The sequence below is a fragment of the uncultured Roseibium sp. genome (genome assembly GCF_947496995.1).
GTDB lineage: Bacteria > Pseudomonadota > Alphaproteobacteria > Rhizobiales > Stappiaceae > Roseibium.
This window is the reverse complement of the sequence record NZ_CANMFD010000001.1, coordinates 1,644,493-1,660,626: the sequence shown is the minus strand read 5'-3', so window position 1 is coordinate 1,660,626 and position 16,134 is coordinate 1,644,493. Positions and strand designations below refer to the sequence as shown.

Below are 16,134 nucleotides of genomic sequence, written 5' to 3'. Positions count from 1 at the left end.
TAGTTCTCCGTCTTCCCAGGCTTTCAGTTTGGCTCGTGTCGTTCAGGTTGCTGCTTGCTGCAGCATTCCCAATTCTATCAGCCCCTCGAGGACCCCGGCAGCATGATTCGCGCTCGCACGGTAGGTTTTCTCGCGCGGCATCGCGGCGAGGAGTTCCTCACGCGCATTGCCGACGGCGATCGCCCTGCCAGCTGCTTCGAAGAGGGCCAGGTCGTTGCCTGAGTCCCCCGCCGCCACCGTGTGTTCCATCGGGATTGCGAGATGATCCGCAAGGTGGCGCATGGCAGCGTCCTTACCGGCACCGGGCGCGAGAATGTCGAGATCGCTCGCACCTGAGTATATATATTTAAGCGGGATGCGTTCCTTTTCCAGACGTTCCAGTATCCGTTCCACCTCCAGCTTCCCCGGAACGGCAAAGCTGGCTTTCCCTTCCGTCTGGAAAATGTCGGCATGCGGCGAAAATCCAAGTTCCATGACCAGCCTGCGAACATCCTTGTCCGGCCAGTCGAGGAATTGCTTCTGCCAGCTCTCCAACAGATAACGGCCCAGCCGGATTTCGGTTCCCAAACCGGTGATGATCGCGTCGGCTGCAAAGTCCGCCGGAAAATACTCCGCCAGCGTCCTGTCGACGCTGACCGCCGGACGGCTTGAGTTCAGGGCCAGCTTGCAGCCTTCGTGCCGCAGCTTGAGCGATTGCCAGAGCCGGTTCAGGTCTTCCCGGTTTCCGGTCAGCGTATCGTCGATATCGCTGACCAGAAGCCAGGGCTGCGGACTGCCGGTTTTGCCGTTCACAGTCCTTCCACCTCCTCTTCGGGGGCGACATAGGTCGTGGTGTAGACCTGCGCGGCGGTGTCCTCGGTGACCGGACGCCGCAAGGTTCCTATTTCGAGATCCTTCAGGCAGACGGCGGCGCTTTCGGTGTAGAAGCCGACGCCTCCTTCGGTGAAAGCGTCGTCAACGAGGCTGAGCACCACATGGCCGTCGATGGAAAACTCGATGTAGAGACCGTGGGCGACGACCTCGATCTGCCATGGGCCATGACCGCCGCCGCGGAAACTTGCGTCCTGAAGCGGATCGAAGCGGAAGGCGTGTTCGAATTCAGGCGTCGGGTTGGCCCCCCAGGCCCGCATCTGCGCCATGCCGTTGATCAGGTCGAGGGACAGGTAATAGCCGTCGCCTTCCTCGTTCATGCGCAGCACCAGCCCGGTCTTGCCCGACCCTTCCAGCATCAACTGCGTCCGCAGACGGAAATCCTCGTGTTTTCCGGGCAAAAGGAAAGCTTCATAGCCGCTCTTGCACGACAGATGCAGGCCGTCCGCACGGTCTATCGCGGAGGCGTGGGGGTTTCCGTAGAGCGTCTTGCACTGATAGGACGCCGTCACGCTTTCGCGGTGGGTCACCAGAGCGTCGAAGCCCGAATAGGATTTGACCTTGAGCCGGCCCGCCTTGTCGCTCACCAGCCGCTTCGGCGGGGGCAGCAGCTTCTTGACCGTTTCGCGTCCGTGGACATTTTCCGTCTTGGAAAAGAAGTTGAAGAGCAGCAGGTCGCCATCGGCCCGGCAGATCCGGCCGGCATAATTGCCCGACGGCAGGATCACGTTGTCGAAGAAATTCTCGTAAGGCCCCTCTATGGAATTGGCATACCAGTAGTGGATCTTGGTGTCCTCGCGGATCGACCCGAGGAGGTAATAGCGGTCGTCGAGCTTGAAAAGATTCGGCACCTCGACGTCATCGTAAAGGCCCGGACGGTGCAAGGGGGCCTCGAAGCTGAACTTGTCCGCCGTTGTCTCGCGGGCAAGACCCACGCAGCCGCGGCGGATAACCGGCCCGTCCTTCACCCGCGCCGAATTCAGCAACAGCCGCTCTCCGGTCTCGCTGTCATGATAGAAGAACGGATCGCGAAAGCTGACCCAGTGGCGGCCCTCATCGATCGAGCTTTCGTAATGCGGTGCGGGAATTTCAAGGGGATAGGCTCCGCCGTTGCAGCGCTCCCAATGGTAAAGATCCTTCGAGCGCGCAAGACCGACGCGCTGGACACGCCCGAATTCGGAGCGCGCGAGACCCGTATAGAACATGCGCCATTCCCCCGGACGATCGGGATCGGCGGTCACATGCATGGTCCACAGCATGTCGTCGTCCCAGGCACCGGGCTCACCGACAAAAAGCGCGTTCTTGACCCGGCGCCAGGTCATGCCGTCGGGACTGACCGCATGGGCGATGAAATCGTGATTGGGCAGAACCAGATGAAAGAGATGAAAGAGGCCATCATGATAAACGACATCGACGTCGCCGATGTCAGACCTCAGAAATCCGTGGGATGCGTACATGCTCCAACCCTGCCCAGTTGTATCCGTTCGTTCAAGTCCTGTGGCCCATTAATTTGCATTGCAGCATTTAACGTCGCCTTTATGGCACGCTCCTCTTTGCATGCGGCGCGCCATACCGTTAACCTGCAGCGGCAGCCTTGGGGATATCATATGCATCGCCGCATTCGGATGCCGAACCTGCCACGACCGGACATGTCGCAGTCTTCAGGAATGCTGACAAGTGCCGCCCTCCTTTTGACAGTCCTCTGTCTGGCAACACCCTGGACACCTGCACGCGCCGCCCCCTGTTCCCTTGCGCTGGTGCTTGCCATGGACGGTTCGGCGAGCGTCGATGCGCGCGAACATGATCTTCAGCTCAACGGTCTTGCGAACGCGCTTGAGGACCCGGACGTGGTGGGGGCGATCGAGGCCGTCGGCGGTATCTGGGTGACGAGCTTCGAGTGGAGCGGCAGATATCAGCAACTGCTGCAGCTCGGCTGGCAGAAGCTTGTCGATACGCAAAGCGCCGAAAAGGCCGCGGCCACCCTGCGCGGATCCAGCAGGGGCTACACCGAATTTCCGACCGCTATCGGCTACGCCCTCGGATATGCCTCCGTGCGGATGCGGGAAGCGCCGGAGCCGTGCGACCGCAAGGTGGTCGATATCGCCGGCGACGGTATCAACAACGAAGGCTTCGGCCCGCAGAGCGCCTATCGCGCCTTCGATTTTTCGGACATTACCGTCAATGGCCTCGTTGTTGCCGGTCAGGACACCGCCCCGGTCAGCTATTACCGGAACAATGTGCTCAGGGGTCCCGGCGCGTTCATCGAGGTGGCGGAGGATTATGACGACTATGCCCGCGCCATGAAACGCAAGCTGCTGCGCGAGATATTCGGCAGCGGGTATGCGGCGCTGCACTGACCACCGGCCCCTGCCGGACCGGAAAGGTCAGTTCCGCGTTCCCTGGTAGCCTTCTTCTTCCATCAGGCAGTAAAAATCCTTCAGGGATTTGCCCGGTTCCCTGGAGAACCTGTCCCCCGTCTCGCGGATTTCGGAAATGCGGTCCAGGCGGAACATGCGGAAATCCTCGCGCAGTTCGCACCATGCGACCAGCGTCCAGACCTTGCCCCAGAACCACAGGCCCAGCGGACGAACCACCCGGGTGGATGCATCGCCCTTCCCGTCGCAATAGGCGATGGACAGACGTTTGCGGGCATCCGCCGCCGCTTCGAGGAAATCGATATACGCCCGGACCTCCTGGGTCATTTCCGATGCGACCGCGTGGATCTCCACCTCGTTGTGGCGCACACGCATTCTTTCCGGCAGGACCGCATCGATCTTGATCATCGCCTCTTCGGCGGCCCGGGCCATCGCCGCTCCGCCCCACGCGCGGATCAGACGCGCACCGGCGAGCAATGCGACCACTTCGTCGCGGGAGAACATGAGAGGCGGCAGATCATAGCCGTCGCGCATGATGTAGCCGACCCCGGCGGCCCCTTCGATGGGAACGCCGGAAGCCTGCAGGTCGGCAATATCGCGATAGACGGTCCGCTCGGACACTTCCAGCCATTCGGAGAGCTGACGCGCCCGGACAAGCCGGCCGCCGCGCAGATGCTGCACGATCTGGAAGAGGCGGTCGGCACGTCTCATGATGCGGGCTCCTTAGGGTCTGTGAACAATCAGGTCTGGGTCGCGGCGTGAGCCGGATTTCGAAGAGATTTGGCGCAAAACGCCGATTTCGGCGTCGCAATGTCTTGAAAGGGAACACCCTTCCGGCGACCTTGCTTCTTGACCTGGGCGTTTTGCATACAAACCTCGACCAAATCCTGATCGTCCACAGACCTTAAGGCGCGAACATGCCGATGGAATTGCCGTCAGGATCAATCCCGTAGGCAAACCGGCCTGCGGGAATTGCGACGGGATCGGAAATAACCTCTCCTCCGGCCCTGGCGAAACGTTCCATCGTCGATTCGAGGCCATCCGGACAGGCAAGATGAATGGTCGATCCGGTGCCTTTTTCCGGGGGCTTGCCGGGATAGAGATGCCCGGCCGTGCCACCGTTCTTGACCGGGAACATCGCAAATTCATCCGGGCCCATGTCGGTGACACGGACAAGTTCCGTCTGGAAAACGTCGTTATAGAACGCAATCGCCTTGTCCAGATCCAGGACCGGAATCTCCATCCATATGGTGAAGTTATCGGGAATGAAGGTCATGCAAAGTCTCCTTTGGTGCTGCAATGCGCATCACCATAGCAAGGCCCTCCTGACAGCCTTCTGTCAGGATAGTGACAGTCAGTTGCGTTTTAAAGCACTGGAAAATCGGCAGCTATGAAGTTCGCCCCGCCCGAGAAATCCGTCACATGGCAGGAGAGCCGATCCCCTTAGACGTGCGCACGCGGGCACCGAGGTTCTTGCGGCGATTGAAAAAATCAGGAAAGCGATTGCTCTGCGATTGATCTGTCTCAAGGTGGATTGCACCGGCAAACGGCAATTTGGGGATCTCATAAGGAGGCAATAATGAGCCACGTTCCCCACGAACTGCATGAAGAATTTCCTGAAGCGGCCGAAACGCTGCACGCCCTGAAGACCAACGATGCCCATTTCGCACGGCTTGCCGACGAATATCACACCGTGAACCGGGAAGTGCATCGCATCGAAACGGACGTGGAACCTGCGTCCGACGAGGCTCTGGAAGAGCTGAAGAAAAAACGCCTGCTCCTGAAAGATCAGATCGCCGCCCTTTTGGCGGCTGCGGCTAACACCGCGTCCTGAGCCCCTCCTTTTCAGGCCGGTGTTAGAGCCCGCGTCGCCCCCGTCCGGCGGCGCGGGCCACCCTGTCGCAAGCGACACGGTTTCCCGTCCGCCCCCGTTTAGTCGAGTCTCGCGGGCGCCGGGAGGAACAGGATAGCCGTAAAAAGAAGGCGCCGCAGCTTGGAAAAAGCCGGGCGCCAGTCTGGGGAGGAACGACCCTCATCGTTCAAAGGAGAATGTGGGTTCTCGACCCCAGACTTGCAAGGCAAGCCTGTGTGAGGCTTGCGTGAGACGCCGCCTGCCCTCCCCGGGAAACCTTGACGAGGCGGTTGCACTGCTGTCTTCTTGCCGAAAAGCATCACTTCGGACCCACTCATGGCACCTGCCCGTTTCGCCCTGTTTCTGCTAATGGTTTTCCCATCGGCCGCCCTTGCCGCGGATCACTGCGTCGATGTTCAGGCAAAAAAGGGATGGCAGCAGATGTCCCTGCCCGAAGGCAGGATCGACAAGATCGGCTATTCGGGAAGCTGGAGCGTGATCAACGGTCACGCCGCAGCCGTCGGCCCGCGCGGCTATTCCGGTCAGGGGGCTCGCAAACTCGGTCCGCTGTTCGGATACAAATACGATCAGGCCTACGCCTTCGGTGAGATGCTGGTGCGCGACCAGGCCGGGAGGATCGTTCCTTTCGCCGAATTCGCGGCGCTTGCCGTCAATGCCGGAGATCCCGCCGGAGTCTACGCCTTCCGGATCAACGACAAGGATATTGCCCTGTGGGACAATGCCGGTGCGATCCGGGTCTGCGTTTCCATGCGCTGAGATCAACTTCCCCTCAACTTTCAATCGACATCCGTTACACGACATGAAAGTCCGCTCTCGTCACCGGCTCGGCGAGGAGCATTGGCCTGACCACGGCAGGCGCCATGTTCGACCTCATCTCAACACGTGACGATCGTCACAGATTTTCTGAAAAACCCTTTTGCATCAGTGATGCGGGATCATCAGGCCTGCGCGCTGTCGCTGCAAAAATGCGCGACCACCTGCCGTTCGTGGGGACGGCTGCGGTGTTCGAAAAGATAAATTCCCTGCCAGGTGCCCAGCGCCATACGGCCATCGGAAACCGGAATGGACAGGGACACCGGCATGAGCGCGGCCTTGATGTGGGCGGGCATATCGTCCGGCCCTTCGAACGTGTGAACGAGATAGCTCATGGACGGATCGTCCGCCGGAGGCACAAGGCGGCTGAAAAAGGCCTTGAGGTCCCTTTGTACATCGGGATCGGCATTCTCCTGGATCAGCAGCGAACAGGACGTGTGGCGGACAAACAGCGTGAGCAGCCCGTCACCTGCGCCCTCTTCGCCAAGCCAGCCCGCCACCTGGCGGGTAAATTCATAAAGGTCCTGACCGTTGGTCCGGATCGAGAATGTGGTCTGCATGCAAATCCTTCAGCCACTGGATCAGCTTCCGTGCTCATTCAGGCAACAAATACTGCGATGGCAACAGTTCGGACAGGCTTAAGCGATCGTGTTCGGCGTTGCAAATCCGGACAGAAGGACCACCTGCCAGGTGGTTTGTCCTTGCCTGTCTCCCAGATCCACTGCAAAGGAATGCGATGTCCGTTTCCCGCCAAAAGATCCTGATCGCCAGTCTCGGCACGCGCGGCGATGTTCAGCCCTATGCCGCGCTCGCCCAGGAGTTGCGCCGTGCTGGCGCCGATGTCGTGCTGTGCACGGGCGAAGGCTTCGAAGAGATGATCGAGTCTACCGGGGCGACGCCCCGCTCGGTGCCGATCAATTATCAGACGCTTCTGCAAGATCCTGCCATCAGGGAAGCACTGTTTTCGGTCAAAGGCGCGGTCCGTTCGGCCCGCAGGAACATGCGTTTGCAGCAGGAAGTCACGCTTGCCCTCTGGCGTGCCGGACTTGAAGAGAAACCGGATCTCATCCTGTTCAACCTGAAGGCCAGTGTGATGACACTCGTCGCACGGCGGCTGAATGTTCCGGCCCTGCCGACGGCCCTGCAGCCGGTGACCGCACCGACCGGCGACTTTCCCGTGCCTCTTTTCGGCCTGCCGGATCTCGGCAGAACCTTCAACCGGATAAGCTACTCCGTGCTTCGCCAACTCATGAGAGCAGGATTTGCCTCGATCATGAAGCCGCTGCGCGAGGAAGCCAAAAAAGAACTGGCCGTTTCTGGTTCACAGTTGGACGGTTACATGCCGGACGGCAGCAAAGCGCTGAGCCTGCAGGCCTTTTCACGTGCACTGGTGCCGACGCCAAACGACTGGACGGACGAGAACTGGCAGTGCGGCTACTGGCTGAGCGAACCGGATCCCGACTATCGCCCCCCGGCGGAGCTGGCCGCTTTCCTGAAGTCCGGAACCGCGCCGGTTTATCTCGGCTTCGGGTCGATGCCGAGCAAGGGCCCGCAGGACCTGGCGCAAACCGTTCTTTCCGCCCTCAGGATCACCGGACAGCGGGCGATCCTTTCCACCGGCTGGGGCGGACTGGGAGTAGATGCGATTCCCGCCGACCTCAAGGACCGGGTGCTGCTGCTGGAAAAGGCGCCGCACAGCTGGCTTTTTCCGCGCTGTTCCGCGATCGTCCATCATGGCGGGGCCGGCACGACGCATGAGGCGGTTCGTTGGGGGAAGCCTTCCCTCATCTGCCCTGTCTTTGCCGATCAGCCTTTCTGGGGCACCCGTGTGCATGGCATCGGCGCCGGACCGGTGCCGATCCCGCAGAAAAAGCTGACACCTGAAAATCTCGCGGAGGCGCTTCGCGATCTTGAAAACCCTGCCTACCGGGAAAAAGCGGAACGTGCGGCGGCTGTCATGGCGAGCGAACCCGGTGCAAGGGAAACGGCCAGGCGGCTGATCGAACGGTTTCTGCAGCCCTGATACCCGTCTTTCATTGCAGCTGCCGTGTCTTATCAACGGGTCAGGCGTCCATTGCCGCCTACCGGCCTTTTCTTTTCCTGCCCGGCCTGACACAACTAATGGAGCAAGCTTTTCAAGGAGTCACCTGCCCGTGTTCCCTGCCCGCTATACCGTTTTTGTTCTTTGCATCCTTCTTGCCGTCATCAGCATCATCTTGATGTTCACCGTTTCCGGCCACTTCCTCTGGCCGTTCCTGGTTTTCGCGGCGCTGTCGGTGACCGGTGTTCTGGACCTGCGCCAGAGCGCGCACGCGGTCCTGCGCAATTATCCGGTGACCGGCCACTTCCGGTATCTTTTTGAATCCATCCGCCCGGAACTGCGGCAATATTTTTTCGAAAGCAACCAGGACGGCAAACCGTTTTCGCGAGAGCGCCGGTCCATGGTCTACGACCGGGCGAAGAACATCGAGGACGTGCTGCCGTTCGGGACCGAACAGGATGTCTATGAAGATTCCTATTCCTGGGTGAACCATTCCGTCTGTCCCAAGCCGGTCAACCACGAAGACCTGCGCGTCACTATCGGCGGACCGGAATGCAAGCAGCCTTATTCGGCCTCGCTGTTCAATATCTCCGCGATGAGCTTCGGCGCGCTTTCAGGCAACGCCATTCTGGCCCTCAACAAGGGTGCGAAGGCGGGCAATTTCTTCCACGACACCGGTGAAGGCAGCGTGTCGCGCTATCACAGGGAAGGTGGCGGCGATCTCGTCTGGGAACTGGGAAGCGGCTATTTCGGCTGCCGGGCCGAGGACGGAACCTTCGATCCGGAAAAATTCAAGAGCCAGGCGGCGAACCCGCAGATCAAGATGATCGAAATCAAGATGAGCCAGGGTGCGAAACCCGGTCATGGCGGCGTGCTTCCCGCTCCGAAGGTCACCAAGGAGATCGCCGAAGCAAGAGGCGTTCCCATGGGCCAGGACTGTGTCTCGCCCTCGCATCATTCGGCATTTTCCACGCCGGTCGAACTTCTGGAGTTCATCCGCACCCTGAGGGAACTGTCAGGAGGCAAGCCGGTCGGCTTCAAACTGTGCCTGGGTCACCGCTGGGAGTTCATGGCGATCATGAAAGCCATGCTGAAGACAGGCATCAAGCCGGATTTCATCGTTGTCGACGGCTCCGAAGGCGGAACCGGCGCAGCGCCCATCGAGTTCGCCAACCGGCTCGGAACGCCTTTGCGTCAGGGCCTTTCCTTCGTTCACAACTGCCTGGTCGGAGCCGGTCTGCGCGATGACATCAAGATCGGCGCCAGCGGCAAATTGTTCAGCGCTTTCGATCTCGCCGGAGCCATCTGCCTGGGTGCGGACTGGATCAACTCGGCACGCGGCTTCATGTTTGCCGTCGGCTGCATTCAGTCCCAGAGCTGCCACACCAACCGTTGCCCGACCGGTGTCGCCACCCAGGATCTGAAGCGCCAGCAAGCTCTGGTGGTTCCCGACAAGGCAGAAAGGGTGACGAATTTCCATAGCAACACGCTTGATGCCCTGATCGAATTCACCGCCGCGGCCGGTCTCAGCCACCCGCGCGAATTCAAGCCGGAGCATTTTTATCTCCGCGAAGGACAGCGCGAAATCCTCCCTGCGAGCGCGGCTCTCACCTGGCTGAAAAAGGGCGCCCTGCTCGACGAGGCACACAACATTCCCGGTTATTCGACCTATTGGGATATGGCGGTTGCAGAGCATTTCGAACCGTCACGCTCCGTCGCATCGGCCAAGGCTCTGCATGGCCGCCACGGACATCATTAGAGCCTGGCGCGTTGAATTGAATTCAGGAAATCGCCCGAGCGCATGTGCAATGCAACCGCTGCGCCGGGCGGCTTTCTGAAAACGCGAACCCGCGTGAACGCGCCACGCCCTGGATCAGCGAACATTCAACCGGTACCGATTGGACCGCCAAAATTACGCTTTCAGATGCCTTCCGCCAGGCGGACCGCGAACTCTCCGGCTTCGTGCGAACGGATTACCGCATGGCGGACAAGGTCGTCGAAGTGGCCGGAAAAGAGCTGAACGTGGCGGGTGTTGGAGAACGCCAGGTAGCGCTGGCCCAGGTATAGCGCCGCCCACTTCTGCCCGAAAACCGTGAAGGGCGCGGAATAGCGGTCGTTGGCTCCGAACAGATGCAGGCGCAGGGAGGGATAGAGGTCATTCAACGTCCGGCCCATCACGTCCAGCTGCTCGCGGCGGGCGTCGGCCGGCAGGCCGGCCCACATGCCCTCTCCTTCCGCAAACCCCTCCAGGGATTCCCTGGGGAGCGCTATCTCCATATCGGATTCTGCCCGGCTCAGGAGCGCGCGCTGGTCGCGGGTTCCGATGATGGCCTGATCGGCAGTGCGCAGCGTTTCGCCGGCATACTCGAAGGCCAGAACGGCTTCGGTCTTGAGGACATCGGGAAGATTAGCCGGGACATGGCGGATCTTTGCCCCCACCGCATCGCGATACCAGGCAAGCAAATGCTCATCGACGGGATGGCGGTCTGTTTCTGCCACCTGAACCGCCTGATCGAGGATTTCCGCCGCCGCGCCCCTGTGGGTCGACAGACCCAGCAGCCAGTCCGACGAGACGCTGAGCGCCGTCGCGATGGCCGCCAGTGCCTGGCCATTGGGAAGGCGGGGTGCTTCCTCGGACAGCAATTGCGAGACCGTGGACCGATCCAGTCCCGCACCGCGCGCCAGATCGCTGCGGTTCATCTCCCGGCTGCGCAGAGCATCGGACAGGCGTTCGCGAAAAAGTTCGGCACGGTCTCTTTTATCCATGAAGGGAGTATTGTCTCCAGGATTTCGGAAAATCAACAGGCGGCCGGGTTATTACTTTTCCAACACGACAGCCCGTGAGGGCTGCCGAATATGCGGCATCTGTAAGGCCGGATTTTCCCTGATCGTACGTCCTTGCGAACGGGCCACCGGCGGAGGTTTACTCCGCAGCGCTGAGCGCGAGAAAACCGCCGGACTGACGTTCCCAGAGCGCTGCATAGAGCCCGCCCCTGGCGAGAAGCTCCCGGTGGCTGCCCTCCTCGACAATCCTGCCCGCTTCCATCACCACCAGCCGGTCCAGGGCGGCGATGGTCGACAGCCGGTGGGCGACAGCCAGGGTGGTCCTGCCGTCCATCATCCGCGCCAGGTTCTCCTGAATGGCCTGCTCAGCCTCGCTGTCGAGGGCGGACGTGGCCTCGTCCAGGATGAGGACGGGTGCGTTTTTCAAGAGCACCCGGGCGATGGCGATACGTTGGCGCTGCCCCCCCGAGAGCTTTACTCCCCTGTCGCCGACATGAGCGGCGAGACCTTCACGGCCTTTGCTGTCCTTTTGCTCCTCGATGAAGTCAAGCGCCTCGGCAGCCTTCGCAATCTCACGGATCTCATCGTCGTTCGCATCCGGCCTGCCATAGCGGATGTTGTCGCGGATGGAGCGGTTGAGCAGGGAAATATCCTGGGTCACGACGCCGATCCGGCTGCGCAGCGAAGCCTGCGTGACGTCGCGAACGTCCTGACCGTCAATCAGGATGCGACCAGCGGATACATCGCGCAGGCGCATCAGCAGCGAGATCACGGTCGATTTTCCCGCCCCGGAAAGACCGACTAGGCCGACCCGTTCGCCCGGAGCGATCGTCAGGTTGAAATTCTCCAGAACCGGGGCGCGGTCCTTCTGATAGGCGAAGGTGACATTCTCGAATCGGATCTCTCCGGCGCTCACATCGAGGTCGGCGGCCTCCGGATTGTCGGTGATCTTCGGCCGGCTGGTCATGATCGGCATGGCGTCGCGGATCGTTCCGAGCGTGCTGGTGATCGACTGGCCGACGCCGATGAAACTCGACGAGGCATGCGACAGCGAACGGGTCACGGTCAGGCCGGCGACAAAATCGCCAATGGTGACCCAGCCTCCGGTCATGCCCCAGAAGCCGATTGACACAACGCCCAGGATCATCAGGACGTTGAGCGCATAGACGCTGCTGTCGGTCAGGATGTAGGACCGGTTTTCGCTATGACGGGTATCGATCGTCTCGCCGATCACCTTGCGGATGGCGCCGGCCTCCGAATCCTCGGCCGCGAACAGTTTCACCATGGCGATGTTGGAATAGACATCCGTCATGGCACCGGTCGCCCGGGAATTTGCCGCCGCTACCCTGGCTGCGCGCTGCATATAGGTCGGAATGGCCAGCCAGGCGACCAGCATGTTGGCAACGATCCAGAAGAAGACCGGGACTGCCAGCGGCCAGGCGAGCGCCAGCAGCAACAGAAAAGATCCCCCGAACTGGATGATCAGAAAGGGAACGGTCTCGATCGCCAGCATCATCTGGCGATGAACCGACATCGTCACCTGGGCGATTCGCGAGGCCACCTGCCCGGCGAACGTGTCTTCGAAAAACGCCAGGTCCTGGGCCTCGACCGCCTTGTGGGCCTGCCAGCGCATCGCCGCGGGCAGAAGGATACGCACCGTCTGGAAGGCGAACGTCTGGCGCAGAAGGAAGGCCAGCGGATCGATGATCACGAACAGCAGGAAAATTCCGCACAGGAACCAGACGTGTCCAATCAGGAAGTCCTGCGCGCCTTGCGATGTCACGCCGTCAACCACGTAGGAGATCGTCCAGATGCCCGCCAGTCCCAGGCCCGAGGAGATCATGGCCAGCAGCGAGACAATGACCAGTTGTGTGCGGAACATGCCGGCGAAGTGCAGGACAAGATGCATCGGGCTCTTGTCCGGCAAGGGTGTCAGCGGAAGATCGAGCGGCTTCAGATGCGTCTCGAATGGGTGAAAATACCGGTCGATCAGCCGCGCAAGAAACGGCTTTGCGAATGACACGCGTTCAAACTCCTCATGAGACCCGGGTTATGCCCTCGGCTCTATCCTGTAGGCACAGCGCCGGTCGCCGGACAGTTGGTGTTCCGTACGGGTGACGACCACTTCCGCTCCGAGAACATCCCTGAAAAGCCGCAGTTCTGACTGGCAGAACCCGTTGCAGGCGGTTGCGGCCGCGCAGATCGAGCAGTGGTTTTCAATCAGAAGATAGCCGTCTTCATCCTCGGCCACTTCGGCCATGTAACCTTCCAGATTGCGCAAGCCAGCCAGAACCGACACCTTGTCGGACAGCCTCACGGCACCGCCCATGGCCTGCGCATACGATTGGCGGCTTTGGGCTTCCCGGTGAGATATCAGCTTTTCGAGGCCGTCCGCACCGAAAAGATCGTCAAGCCCGTTGAGCAGTCCAAGAACCAGGTTCGAATGATTGTCCGGAAATTGCCAATGGCCTTTGGCCGTCAGGCGCCAGACTCGCTTCGGCCGCCCGACGGAGCCTTTCACGTCGTCGAAGGCCACCTGCTCTTCCTGAAGCAGCCCGTCCAGGTGCTGCCGGACAGCTACGGACGTCACGCTCAACCCTGCAGCCAGTTCCGCCGCAGTCTGGGGACCGGAGCATTTCAGCGCGTTCAGGAGTCTGGTTCGGGTGCGGTCAGCCATGCCGTTCTATATACTCCAATTCCATCATAAAAAAATAGTTGGCTTTTCTTATTGGCGCTCACCGCGGCTTCCCATTGACGATGGCGGATATAAGGTAAATGCTGTGCTTGCAGAGGAGGTTGACGCAGCAGGGTCTGTTTCCGCCGGCTTTTCGGCAAGGTGACGACAGAAGAATGCAACCGGTTATAACCACGAGTTGAAATTGATTTGCTTCCTCAACGTCAATACAGTATCCAGCACAATCATTTTATTTCCGCCGCCTGACTGTATTGATTCTCGGCAACGTCGAAATATCCGGAATTTATTCATGTCAGGTGAGCTCACTATTCTTTCACCTGCCTGCACGTAGACATAAACGATGCTGGAGATATTAATGGACAAGATCAGGGCTTTCGCGAGATGGATGATGATCGATCCGCGTCATCCCGAGCTTGCCCAGGCTCAGTACCGCGAGCTGAAGACCCAGATCCCGTCGCTTTATGCCCTGCTGATGGTCAACGCCATCGCGGTCTCCTATACCCACTACGACAGCACGCCCTTTTATCTCACCGTCGGCATCCTTGCTCCGATCCTGGTTTTCACCTCGATCCGGCTCCTCGTGTGGACCTCGTCGCGTGGAAAGGAACTCGGACCGGAAGAAGCGATCAGCAAAATGCGGCGGACCGTTCTGACGGGCAGCCTCATGGCGGCGATCTATATCGCATGGTCGCTCAGTCTCGACGGATACGGCAGCGAGGCCGAACGCGGCCATGTCGCCCTGTTTATCGCGATCACGGTAATCGGCTGCATTTTCTGCCTGATGAACCTGCCCCAGGCGGCGCTGATGGTCATGTTCATCGTGACATTGCCCTATCTCGTTTATTACATCCGTCTGGGCGAAGATGTTTACACCGCCATCGCATTGAACATTTTCCTGGTCTGCCTGGTCGCCTTGCAGGTGCTTCTGCGCAGTTACAGAAGCTTCTGCAAACTCATCCAGTCCCAGGCGGAGCTGGCAGCAAAACAGCTCGAGACAGCGCGGCTGAATGCCGAAAACGAGCGCCTGGCCCAGACAGACGCCCTGACCGAGCTGCCGAACCGCCGCTATTTCTTCAACCGGCTGGAAGCCCTGATCGCGACGGACGAGAAGACCGAAAACCAGTTCGCCGTCGGTGTGGTCGATCTGGACCGCTTCAAGCCGATCAACGACACCTACGGTCACCAGATCGGAGACCTGCTCCTTTCGGAAGTGGGCAACCGGCTGAAGGCGATGGATCTGCCCGGTGTCGAGATCTGCCGTCTCGGCGGAGATGAATTCGGCTTTCTCTTTCCCGGCGACCGGTCAGAAGCCGAAAGAATCGGCCGGGCCATGTGTGCCCGCATCAGCGAGCCCTACAAGGTCGGCGACCTGAGAATGTCCGTCGGAGCTTCCTGCGGCATCGCCCTTTATCCGGAGGCCGGAAGCTCAGCGCATGTTCTCTTCGACCGCTCCGACTACGCACTTTACCATTCCAAGACCACTTCTCGCGGCAGAACCACCGTCTATTCGACCGAACACGAGGCCCGCATCCGTTCCGAAAGGGCCATTGAATGCGCGCTGCAAAGCGCCGATCTGTCGAAGGAGTTCCAGGTCTACTTTCAACCGATCGTTTCCCTGCCGGATCGCGCGGTCGTCGGGTTCGAGGCCCTTGCCCGGTGGCAGACCCCGGATATGAACTGGATCTGTCCCGACACGTTCATTCCGATCGCCGAACGTACGGGACTGATCCACCGCCTGACCCTCTCGCTGTTCGACACGGCGCTGCGACAGCTCAAGTCGCTCCCAGGTGATCTGGGCCTGTCGTTCAACCTGTCGGCGCATGATGTCACCTCGCCTGAAACGGTGGCTTCTCTCCTAGACGTCATCCGCCGGCACCAGCACGATCCGCGCCTGATCACTTTCGAGATCACCGAAACGGCCGTTATCGGCAGTTATGAAGCGGCGGAACTCTGCCTGCAGACCCTGCGCGAAGCGGGCGTCAAACTGGCGCTCGACGATTTCGGAACCGGCTATTCCAGCCTCGGATATCTACACCGGCTGCCGATCGACTGCGTGAAGATAGATCGCAGCTTCGTTTCGGGACTCGACGACCCGGTCGCGAAAGGCGTGGTGAAGTCCATCGTCAATCTCTGCCAGTCCATGCAGATGCTCTGCGTCGTGGAAGGTGTAGAGGAAGCCGCCCAGCTGGACGTGCTCCAGTCCCTGCAGTGCCGTCTGGTGCAGGGGTATCACTTCAGTCCGGCCCTGCCCTTTGCGGAGGTCCATGACACCGCCCGGAAGACCGGTACCGTCGCCGGCCTTCCTCTTGCCGGTTGCGCCAAGAGCGAAACTCGGCAGGCGTCCAGCGCCTAGGTGTGGACCCATGGCAGGCGGGACAAAACGGCAGAAGGAGATGCGCAAGGTGCTGCGGGCGCTTCTGCCCCGGGTGCCGATGAGCGATGCGGAAGCGATCCTCACGATCGCCCTGGCCGGCCACCTGCGCCATCTGCCGCCCTCCATTGCGCTCTGGCAGGCGACGACCAGCCACGTGCGCCATGAGCACACCGACTACGACGCGCTTCTGGACGACGGCTATGAGCGCGACGCTGCCCGCTATTTCGTCGTCGGCGAGATGAACGACCTTCTTCGCGACTGGGGCTGCAACAGGGAAGTGCAAAGCGAGGACAGCGCGGCCGAGTAGAG

General features: G+C 60.4%; 15 protein-coding genes. 7 read left to right on the top strand and 8 right to left on the bottom strand.

The window, feature by feature from the left end; all coding sequences use genetic code 11:
* Positions 1-42 precede the first annotated feature (42 nt).
* Together Q1B40_RS07405 and Q1B40_RS07400 are read right to left on the bottom strand one after the other, a co-directional pair.
* Positions 43-792, bottom strand: coding sequence for an HAD-IIB family hydrolase (locus tag Q1B40_RS07405; RefSeq protein ID WP_299811952.1), 750 nt, complete (start codon positions 790-792; stop codon positions 43-45).
* The gene (locus tag Q1B40_RS07400) at positions 789-2,327 is read right to left on the bottom strand and encodes a glycosyl hydrolase (RefSeq protein ID WP_299811950.1); all 1,539 of its coding nucleotides are present in this window, start codon (positions 2,325-2,327) and stop codon (positions 789-791) included. The genes Q1B40_RS07405 and Q1B40_RS07400 overlap by 4 nt, the downstream gene beginning before the upstream one ends.
* 150 nt (positions 2,328-2,477) lie before the next feature.
* On the opposite strand from Q1B40_RS07400, the gene Q1B40_RS07395 reads away from it, so the two are divergent.
* Entirely contained in the window at positions 2,478-3,227 is a 750-nt protein-coding gene (locus tag Q1B40_RS07395; protein ID WP_299811948.1) for a DUF1194 domain-containing protein, read from the top strand.
* A gap of 27 nt (positions 3,228-3,254) precedes the next feature.
* Here the strand turns inward: Q1B40_RS07395 and Q1B40_RS07390 are convergent, their stop codons facing one another.
* A complete protein-coding gene (locus Q1B40_RS07390) occupies positions 3,255-3,956 on the bottom strand; it encodes a YafY family protein (RefSeq protein ID WP_299811946.1) in 702 nt (233 codons plus the stop codon).
* Positions 3,957-4,149: 193 nt separating this feature from the next.
* Positions 4,150-4,521 carry a VOC family protein gene (locus Q1B40_RS07385; protein WP_299811944.1) on the bottom strand — a complete coding sequence of 124 codons (372 nt, stop codon included), beginning with the start codon at positions 4,519-4,521 and terminating at the stop codon, positions 4,150-4,152.
* 303 nt (positions 4,522-4,824) lie between these two features.
* On the opposite strand from Q1B40_RS07385, the gene Q1B40_RS07380 reads away from it, so the two are divergent.
* Positions 4,825-5,079, top strand: coding sequence for a DUF465 domain-containing protein (locus Q1B40_RS07380; protein WP_299811942.1), 255 nt, complete (start codon positions 4,825-4,827; stop codon positions 5,077-5,079).
* A gap of 354 nt (positions 5,080-5,433) precedes the next feature.
* Positions 5,434-5,874: a hypothetical protein gene (locus tag Q1B40_RS07375; RefSeq protein ID WP_299811940.1), complete on the top strand. Its 441-nt coding sequence runs from the start codon at positions 5,434-5,436 to the stop codon at positions 5,872-5,874.
* 182 nt (positions 5,875-6,056) lie between these two features.
* Here Q1B40_RS07375 and Q1B40_RS07370 read toward each other — a convergent pair whose 3' ends face one another.
* Entirely contained in the window at positions 6,057-6,491 is a 435-nt protein-coding gene (locus Q1B40_RS07370) for a secondary thiamine-phosphate synthase enzyme YjbQ (protein WP_299811938.1), read from the bottom strand.
* Between the two features lie 176 nt (positions 6,492-6,667).
* Between Q1B40_RS07370 and Q1B40_RS07365 the strand changes: the two genes are divergently transcribed.
* Together Q1B40_RS07365 and Q1B40_RS07360 are read left to right on the top strand one after the other, a co-directional pair.
* On the top strand, positions 6,668-7,954 hold the full coding sequence (locus Q1B40_RS07365) for a glycosyltransferase (RefSeq protein WP_299811936.1): 1,287 nt from the start codon (positions 6,668-6,670) through the stop codon (positions 7,952-7,954).
* Positions 7,955-8,084: 130 nt separating this feature from the next.
* Entirely contained in the window at positions 8,085-9,731 is a 1,647-nt protein-coding gene (locus Q1B40_RS07360) for an FMN-binding glutamate synthase family protein (protein ID WP_299811934.1), read from the top strand.
* 161 nt (positions 9,732-9,892) lie between these two features.
* Here Q1B40_RS07360 and Q1B40_RS07355 read toward each other — a convergent pair whose 3' ends face one another.
* The 3 genes from Q1B40_RS07355 to Q1B40_RS07345 all read right to left on the bottom strand — a co-directional run bounded on the left by Q1B40_RS07355 (position 9,893) and on the right by Q1B40_RS07345 (position 13,433).
* Entirely contained in the window at positions 9,893-10,738 is an 846-nt protein-coding gene (locus Q1B40_RS07355) for a helix-turn-helix domain-containing protein (protein WP_299811932.1), read from the bottom strand.
* A gap of 157 nt (positions 10,739-10,895) precedes the next feature.
* A complete protein-coding gene (locus Q1B40_RS07350) occupies positions 10,896-12,779 on the bottom strand; it encodes an ABC transporter ATP-binding protein (RefSeq protein WP_299811930.1) in 1,884 nt (627 codons plus the stop codon).
* A 27-nt stretch (positions 12,780-12,806) separates the two neighbouring features.
* A complete protein-coding gene (locus Q1B40_RS07345) occupies positions 12,807-13,433 on the bottom strand; it encodes a metalloregulator ArsR/SmtB family transcription factor (RefSeq protein WP_299811928.1) in 627 nt (208 codons plus the stop codon).
* Positions 13,434-13,806: 373 nt separating this feature from the next.
* On the opposite strand from Q1B40_RS07345, the gene Q1B40_RS07340 reads away from it, so the two are divergent.
* Both Q1B40_RS07340 and Q1B40_RS07335 read left to right on the top strand, forming a co-directional pair.
* Positions 13,807-15,804, top strand: a complete 1,998-nt coding sequence (locus Q1B40_RS07340) for an EAL domain-containing protein (RefSeq protein ID WP_299811926.1) — start codon at positions 13,807-13,809, stop codon at positions 15,802-15,804.
* Positions 15,805-15,814: 10 nt separating this feature from the next.
* Positions 15,815-16,132 carry a DUF2293 domain-containing protein gene (locus Q1B40_RS07335; RefSeq protein WP_299811924.1) on the top strand — a complete coding sequence of 106 codons (318 nt, stop codon included), beginning with the start codon at positions 15,815-15,817 and terminating at the stop codon, positions 16,130-16,132.
* The last annotated feature ends 2 nt before the right edge of the window (positions 16,133-16,134 follow it).

Coding starts and splice junctions, on each gene's coding strand:
- Q1B40_RS07400 (WP_299811950.1), bottom strand. CDS start 2,327: ATGTACGCATCCCACGGATTTCTGAGGTCTGACATCGGCGACGTCGAT.
- Q1B40_RS07395 (WP_299811948.1), top strand. CDS start 2,478: ATGCATCGCCGCATTCGGATGCCGAACCTGCCACGACCGGACATGTCG.
- Q1B40_RS07390 (WP_299811946.1), bottom strand. CDS start 3,956: ATGAGACGTGCCGACCGCCTCTTCCAGATCGTGCAGCATCTGCGCGGC.
- Q1B40_RS07385 (WP_299811944.1), bottom strand. CDS start 4,521: ATGACCTTCATTCCCGATAACTTCACCATATGGATGGAGATTCCGGTC.
- Q1B40_RS07380 (WP_299811942.1), top strand. CDS start 4,825: ATGAGCCACGTTCCCCACGAACTGCATGAAGAATTTCCTGAAGCGGCC.
- Q1B40_RS07375 (WP_299811940.1), top strand. CDS start 5,434: ATGGCACCTGCCCGTTTCGCCCTGTTTCTGCTAATGGTTTTCCCATCG.
- Q1B40_RS07370 (WP_299811938.1), bottom strand. CDS start 6,491: ATGCAGACCACATTCTCGATCCGGACCAACGGTCAGGACCTTTATGAA.
- Q1B40_RS07365 (WP_299811936.1), top strand. CDS start 6,668: ATGTCCGTTTCCCGCCAAAAGATCCTGATCGCCAGTCTCGGCACGCGC.
- Q1B40_RS07355 (WP_299811932.1), bottom strand. CDS start 10,738: ATGGATAAAAGAGACCGTGCCGAACTTTTTCGCGAACGCCTGTCCGAT.
- Q1B40_RS07345 (WP_299811928.1), bottom strand. CDS start 13,433: ATGGCTGACCGCACCCGAACCAGACTCCTGAACGCGCTGAAATGCTCC.
- Q1B40_RS07340 (WP_299811926.1), top strand. CDS start 13,807: ATGGACAAGATCAGGGCTTTCGCGAGATGGATGATGATCGATCCGCGT.
- Q1B40_RS07335 (WP_299811924.1), top strand. CDS start 15,815: ATGGCAGGCGGGACAAAACGGCAGAAGGAGATGCGCAAGGTGCTGCGG.